This is a genomic window from Bradyrhizobium sp. SSBR45G (genome assembly GCF_030159255.1).
Lineage (GTDB): Bacteria > Pseudomonadota > Alphaproteobacteria > Rhizobiales > Xanthobacteraceae > Bradyrhizobium.
In genome coordinates, this window is the sequence record NZ_BSCT01000022.1 from 130394 (window position 1) to 137233 (window position 6840).

At 66.6% G+C, this 6840-nt stretch carries 5 protein-coding genes; all 5 read left to right on the top strand.

The window, feature by feature from the left end:
* Positions 1 to 15 precede the first annotated feature (15 nt).
* The 5 genes from kdpB to QQL87_RS23710 all read left to right on the top strand — a co-directional run bounded on the left by kdpB (position 16) and on the right by QQL87_RS23710 (position 6725).
* Positions 16 to 2133, top strand: a complete 2118-nt coding sequence (gene kdpB, locus QQL87_RS23690) for a potassium-transporting ATPase subunit KdpB (RefSeq protein ID WP_284420997.1) — start codon at positions 16 to 18, stop codon at positions 2131 to 2133.
* 116 nt (positions 2134 to 2249) lie between these two features.
* On the top strand, positions 2250 to 2858 hold the full coding sequence (locus tag QQL87_RS23695; RefSeq protein ID WP_284420995.1) for a K(+)-transporting ATPase subunit C: 609 nt from the start codon (positions 2250 to 2252) through the stop codon (positions 2856 to 2858).
* Between the two features lie 64 nt (positions 2859 to 2922).
* Positions 2923 to 5640, top strand: a complete 2718-nt coding sequence (locus QQL87_RS23700; RefSeq protein WP_284420993.1) for a DUF4118 domain-containing protein — start codon at positions 2923 to 2925, stop codon at positions 5638 to 5640.
* Entirely contained in the window at positions 5637 to 6326 is a 690-nt protein-coding gene (locus QQL87_RS23705) for a response regulator (protein WP_284420992.1), read from the top strand. The genes QQL87_RS23700 and QQL87_RS23705 overlap by 4 nt, the downstream gene beginning before the upstream one ends.
* 84 nt (positions 6327 to 6410) lie before the next feature.
* Positions 6411 to 6725 carry a DUF6496 domain-containing protein gene (locus tag QQL87_RS23710; RefSeq protein WP_284420991.1) on the top strand — a complete coding sequence of 105 codons (315 nt, stop codon included), beginning with the start codon at positions 6411 to 6413 and terminating at the stop codon, positions 6723 to 6725.
* Positions 6726 to 6840 lie beyond the last annotated feature (115 nt).

Here is a 6840-nt window from a genome sequence, read left to right on the forward strand (position 1 = left end):
TCCGGAGCAATCTCCATGGAAACCATGAAACTGCAGAAGCGCACCTCGATGTCGACGATGCTCGACGCGAAGATCGTGCTGCCCGCCATCAAGGCCGCGTTCGTCAAGCTCGACCCGCGGCTGATGATCAAGAATCCCGTGATGTTCGTGGTCGAAATCGTCGCCGCGCTCACCACGGTGATCTTCCTGCGCGACGTCGTGACAGGCGGAGCGAACCTCGGCTTCACCTTCCAGATCATTCTCTGGCTGTGGTTCACCGTGCTGTTCGCGAACTTCGCCGAGGCCGTCGCCGAAGGCCGGGGCAAGGCGCAGGCGGATTCGCTGCGCAAGACCCGCACCGAGAGCCAGGCCAAGCTGCTGACGGGCTCGAGCCCGGCGGACCGCGCGTTCCGGCTGGTGTCGGGCACGAGCCTGAAGGTCGGCGACATCGTGCTTGTCGAGGCGGGCGACACCATCCCGTCCGACGGCGAGGTGATCGAGGGCGTCGCCTCGGTCAACGAGGCCGCCATCACCGGCGAGTCCGCGCCGGTGATCCGCGAATCCGGCGGCGACCGTTCGGCGGTGACCGGCGGCACGCAGGTGTTGTCGGACTGGATCCGCGTGCGCATCACCGCCGCCCAAGGCTCGACCTTCATCGACCGCATGATCAAGCTGGTCGAGGGCGCTGAGCGGCAGAAGACGCCGAACGAGATCGCGCTGAACATCCTGCTCGCCGGCCTCACCATCATCTTCGTGTTCGCGACGGTGACGATCCCGAGCTACGCGGCCTATGCCGGCGGCTCGATCTCGGTCGTGGTGCTGGTAGCGCTGTTCGTGACCTTGATCCCGACCACGATCGGCGCGCTCTTGTCGGCGATCGGCATCGCCGGCATGGACCGCCTGGTGCGCTTCAACGTGCTGGCAATGTCCGGCCGTGCGGTGGAAGCCGCCGGCGACGTCGATACCCTGCTGCTCGACAAGACCGGCACCATCACGCTCGGCAACCGCCAGGCGACGTCGTTCCGTCCCGTGCGCGGCGTCAGCGAGCAGGAGCTGGCGGACGCGGCGCAGCTCGCCTCGCTCGCCGACGAGACGCCTGAGGGCCGTTCCATCGTGGTGCTGGCCAAGGAGAAGTATGGCATCCGCGGCCGCGACATGGCCGAGCTCGGCGCCACCTTCGTGCCGTTCACGGCGCAGACCCGCATGAGCGGCGTCGATGCCGGCGGCGTGTCGGTGCGCAAGGGCGCGGTCGATGCGATCCTCAGCTACATCAGCGGCGGCACGACGCAGGTCGCGTCCGGCAACACCGTGCGCGCGATCCAGCCCATGGAAAGCGAGCTCGCCCGCGAGATCAGGACGATCTCCGACGACATCGCCAAGGCCGGCGGCACGCCGCTGGCCGTGGCCAAGGACGGTCGGCTGCTCGGCGTCATCCAGCTCAAGGACATCGTCAAGGGCGGCATCCGCGAGCGCTTCGCCGAGCTGCGCCGCATGGGCATCCGCACCGTCATGATCACCGGCGACAACCCGATGACGGCGGCGGCGATTGCGGCGGAAGCCGGCGTCGACGACTTCCTGGCGCAGGCGACGCCCGAGGACAAGCTCAGGCTGATCCGTGACGAGCAGGCCAAGGGCAAGCTGGTGGCGATGTGCGGCGACGGCACCAACGACGCGCCGGCGCTGGCGCAGGCCGATGTCGGCGTCGCCATGAACACCGGCACGCAGGCCGCGCGCGAGGCCGGCAACATGGTCGATCTCGACTCCAACCCGACCAAGCTGATCGAGGTGGTCGAGATCGGCAAGCAGCTCCTGATGACGCGCGGTGCGCTGACGACGTTCTCGATCGCCAACGACGTCGCCAAATATTTCGCCATCATCCCGGCGATGTTCCTGGCGTTCTACCCGCAGCTCAACGTGCTCAACGTCATGAACCTGTCGAGCCCGCAGAGTGCGATCCTGTCGGCGATCATCTTCAACGCGCTGATCATCATCGCGCTGATCCCGCTCGCGCTGAAAGGTGTCGCCTACCGCGCCATCGGCGCCGGCGCACTGCTCGGCCGCAACCTGCTGGTCTACGGCTTGGGTGGCATCATCATCCCCTTCATCGGCATCAAGGCGATCGACCTGATCGTGACCGCCTTGCACCTCGCCTGACCATCAACCGCCGTCATTGCGAGCGAAGCGACGCAATCCAGAGTCCCATACGCCGCCCTGGATTGCTTCGTCGCTTCGCTCCTCACAATGACCGAAGATAAATAGGAGAGCTCATCATGCTCAAAGAAATCCGCCCCGCCATCTTCGTCCTGCTCGCGCTGACCTTGATCACCGGGCTGCTGTATCCGCTCGCCATGACCGTTGTCGCCGGCGCCGTCTTTCCCGCGCAGGCCGAAGGCAGCCTGATCACGCGCAACGGCCAGGTGATCGGCTCGGCGCTGATCGGCCAGGAGTTCAAGGACGACAAATATTTCCACGGCCGCCCCTCGGCGACGACGGCCGCTGACCCCAACGACTCGACCAAGACCGTTCCGGCGCCCTACAACGCCGCCAACTCCTCGGGCTCCAACCTCGGGCCGACCAGCAAGGCGCTGGCGGACCGCGTCAAGGAGGATGTCGACAAGCTCAAGGCGGAAAACCCCGCGCAGGCCGTCCCGGTCGATCTGGTGACGACCTCGGCCAGCGGGCTTGATCCGGACATCTCGCCGGAGGCGGCGCTGTTCCAGGTCCCGCGGGTCGCCAAGGCGCGCAGCCTGCCGGAGGATCGGGTGCGGGCCCTGGTCGCCAAGGCCACCGATGGGCGCCTGATCGGCCTGCTCGGCGAACCCCGTGTTAACGTGCTGGCGCTCAATCTGGCGCTTGATGCCGCAACGGCCACCAAGTAACTGCCAAGTGAGGTCGCCCTTCGCCCCGCTCTTGGCGCCGAGAGACCTCCGTCTATAATGCCGCATGGCCAGTCAACGCCGCGATCCTGACCAACGTCCCTCGCCGGAGGCCCTGCTCGAAGCAGCCCGGCGGGAGGACAGCCCTGCCGGCAAGCTCAAGATCTTCGTCGGCGCCGCCCCCGGCGTCGGCAAGACCTATGAGATGCTGTCGAGCGCGCATGCCAGGATGAAAGCCGGAATCGACGTCGTCATCGGCTTCGTCGAGACCCATGGCCGCGCCGAGACCGAGGCGCTGGTGCGCGGCCTCGAAGTGATCCCGCGCAAGCGCATCGCCTACAAGGACCAGGTCCTGGAGGAGATGGACCTCGACGCCGTGATCGCGCGGCGGCCGAAGCTCGCGATCGTCGACGAGCTCGCGCATACCAACGTCGCCGGCAGCCGTCACCCCAAGCGCTATCTCGACGTCGAGGAGCTGCTGTCGCACGGCATCGACGTCTACACGGCGGTCAACGTCCAGCACATCGAGAGCCTCAACGACGTCGTCGCGCAGATCACCCATGTCCGCGTCCGCGAGACCGTGCCGGATTCGATCCTCGACCGTGCCGACGCCATCGAGCTGATCGACCTCACGCCCGACGATTTGATCCAGCGGCTGAAGGAGGGCAAGGTCTATGTGCCCAAGCAGGCCGAGCGCGCACTGGAGCATTATTTCTCGCCGGGCAACCTGACCGCGCTGCGCGAGCTGGCGCTGCGCCGGACCGCCGAGCGCGTCGACGAGCAGCTGCTCACCCACATGCAGGCCAACGCCATCGCCGGACCCTGGGCGGCCGGCGAGCGCATTCTCGTCTGCGTGTCGGAGGATCCGCGCGCCGCGAGCCTCGTGCGCTACACCAAGCGGCTGGCCGATCGCGTCCACGCGCCATGGACCGCTGTCACGATCGAGACCCGGCGCAATCTGCAGCTCTCGGACAAGCAGCGCGACCGGCTCGCCGACACGCTGCGGCTGGCCGAGACCCTCGGTGGCGAGGCGCTGACGATACCGGGGATTGGCCGGCGCATTGCCGACGATCTCATCAGCTTCGCGCAAGGCAACAACGTCACCCAGATCATCATCGGCAAGTCCAGTCGCTCGCGCCTGTTCGAGATCGTCAGAGGCTCGGTGGTGCACGACCTCGTCAGGCGCGCCGGCAATATCAGCATCCATGTCATCGCCGGTGAGGAGCCATCGGAGCCGGCCGGCCCGTCGGTGCAGACGCGTGCGCGCAGCGAGCCGCTGCAGCCAAAGCCATATGTCATGGCGCTGCTGATCACGGCGGTCGGCCTCGGCCTTGCCGAATTGATCCAGCCGTTCTTCGGCATCGAAAACGTCGATCTCGTGTTCCTCACCGCGGTGGTCGGCGTCGCCGCGCGCTACGGCCTGTGGCCATCCCTGCTGGCGAGTCTCATGGCCTCGCTCTGCTACAACTTCTTCTTCCTGCCGCCGATCTATACGTTCACGATCACCGATCCGACCAACGTGGCGGCGTTCTTCTTCTTCATGCTGATCGCGCTCCTGGTCTCCAATGTCGCCGCTCGCGTGCGCGTGCAGGCTGATTCGGCGACCTTGCGCATTCGCACCACCGAGCAGCTCTATGCGTTCAGCCGCAAGCTCGCCGGTACGGCCACGCTCGACGACGTGCTGTGGGCGACGGCCTATCAGGCCGCCCTGATGCTGAAGGTGCGCGTCGTGCTGCTGCTGCCGCAGGATGGCAAGCTCACGGTGATGGCCGGCTACCCGCCGGAGGATCAGCTCGACGACGCCGATCTCGCGGCCGCAAGCTGGGCGTGGAGCAATGATCGCGCCGCCGGCCGTGGCTCGGATACGCTGCCGGGCGCCAAGCGTCTGTTCCTGCCGATGCGCACCGGCCGCGGGCTGATCGGCGTCATCGGCATCGATGACGACCGCTCCGGGCCGCTGCTGACGCCCGACCAGCGCCGGCTGCTCGATGCGCTGGTCGACCAGGGCGCGCTCGCGATCGAGCGCGTGCTGCTGGTCGAGGACATGGACAAGGTCAAGCGCACGATGGAGCAGGACCGGCTGCGCTCGGCGCTGCTGACCTCGATCTCGCACGACCTCAAGACGCCGCTCGCCTCGGTGCTGGGCGCGGCCTCGACCATGCGCGATCTCGCGACGCGGCTGTCGGAGCGGGAGAAGCTCGATCTGCTCGCCACCGTGATCGACGAGTCCGAGCGGCTCAATCGTTTCATCGCCAATCTGCTCGACATGACCAAGCTCGAGTCCGGCGCGATCGTGCCGAATTCAGCGCTGCATGATGTCGGCGAGATCGTCGGCAGCGCGTTGCGGCGCGCGAGCAAGATCCTCGCCGGCCACCACGTGTCGCTCGATCTCGCCTCCGATCTGCCGATGGTCGAGGTCGATGCCGTGCTGTTCGAGCAGGTGCTGTTCAACCTGCTCGACAACGCCGCCAAATATGCCCCCGCCGACACGTCGATCGCGATCCGCGCGGCGCGTGACGCCAGCTGGGTCGTGCTCGACGTCAGCGACGAAGGCGATGGCATTCCGGCCGCCGAGGTCGAGCATGTGTTCGACAAGTTCTACCGCGTGCAGAAGGGCGACCAGGTGCGCCCCGGCACAGGGCTCGGGCTCGCGATCTCGCGCGGCTTCATCGAGGCCATGCACGGCCGCATCTTCGCCGGCAACCGTACCGACCGGCGCGGCGCGATCCTCACCATTCGCCTGCCGGTGCCGGCGCAGGCCAAAGCACTGGACACGGCCGCATGACGGGCGCTCCCATCAAGGTCCTGGCCATCGACGACGAGCCGCCGATCCGCAAGCTCCTCCGCATGGGTCTGGCGACGCAGGGCTATGAAATCCTGGAGGCGCCGAGCGGCAAGATCGGGCTCGAGCTGCTGGCCCAGAACCCGGCGCTGGTCATCCTCGATCTCGGCCTGCCGGACATCGACGGCCACGAGCTGTTGCGCACCATCCGGGCGCGCAACGAGAGCATTCCGATCGTGGTGCTGTCGAGCCGCGGCGACGAGGCCGGCAAGGTCAAGGCGCTCGATCTCGGCGCCGACGACTACATCACCAAGCCGTTCGGCATGGATGAGCTGCTGGCGCGGCTGCGTGCGGCGCTGCGCCATCAGCTGCAGGCGCAGGGCGAGCGTCCCGTCTTTCGCACCGGCGATCTCTCGGTCGATCTCATCCGCCGCATCGTCAAGCTCGGCGAGCGCGAGATCAAGCTGTCGCCCAAGGAGTATGATCTGCTCCGCGTGCTGGTGCAGCATGCCGGCAAGGTGCTGACCCATCGCTTCCTGCTCAAGGAGCTGTGGGACGAACTGACCGACGCGCAATATCTGCGCGTCTATGTGCGCCAGCTCCGGCAGAAGATCGAGGCCGATCCCGAGCGCCCGCAATTCGTGCTGACCGAGACCGGCATCGGCTATCGGCTGCGCGCGCCGGATTAGCGCTTTGTCATGTTGGCTGCGTCGTCGAAGCGGAACCTTCGCTGCTCCTCGTGATTTCTGTGGTGTCACAGGGAGATCAGCTTCATGGCGAGAACAGCACGCAAATTCTCGAAGGGCGCGTCGGCCAAGGTCGGACGCGCGATGAAGAAGCGCAAGGCCGGCACGCTGCGCAGCGGCGGCTCCGGCCGCAAGGTCACGAGCCGCAAGCAGGCGATCGCGATCGGCCTGTCGGAGGCCCGCCGCGAGGGCAAGAAGGTGCCGCCGAAGAAGAGCGCGAAGTCCGCGGCGAAGAAGACGGCCAGGAAAGCGTCGAAGACGTCGAGCAAGAAGAGTACGAAGAAGACGACCAAGAAGACGACCAAGAAGACGACGACGAAGAAGTCGTCGAAGAAGAGCTAACAGGTGCGCTCATCCGCGCCACGCGTGCCGTGACGCATCGTCGTCGCCCAATCCTCCGCCGTCGTCCCGGCGAACGCCCATAGGCGCTAAGATAGTTTTAGCATCATTTGATAGC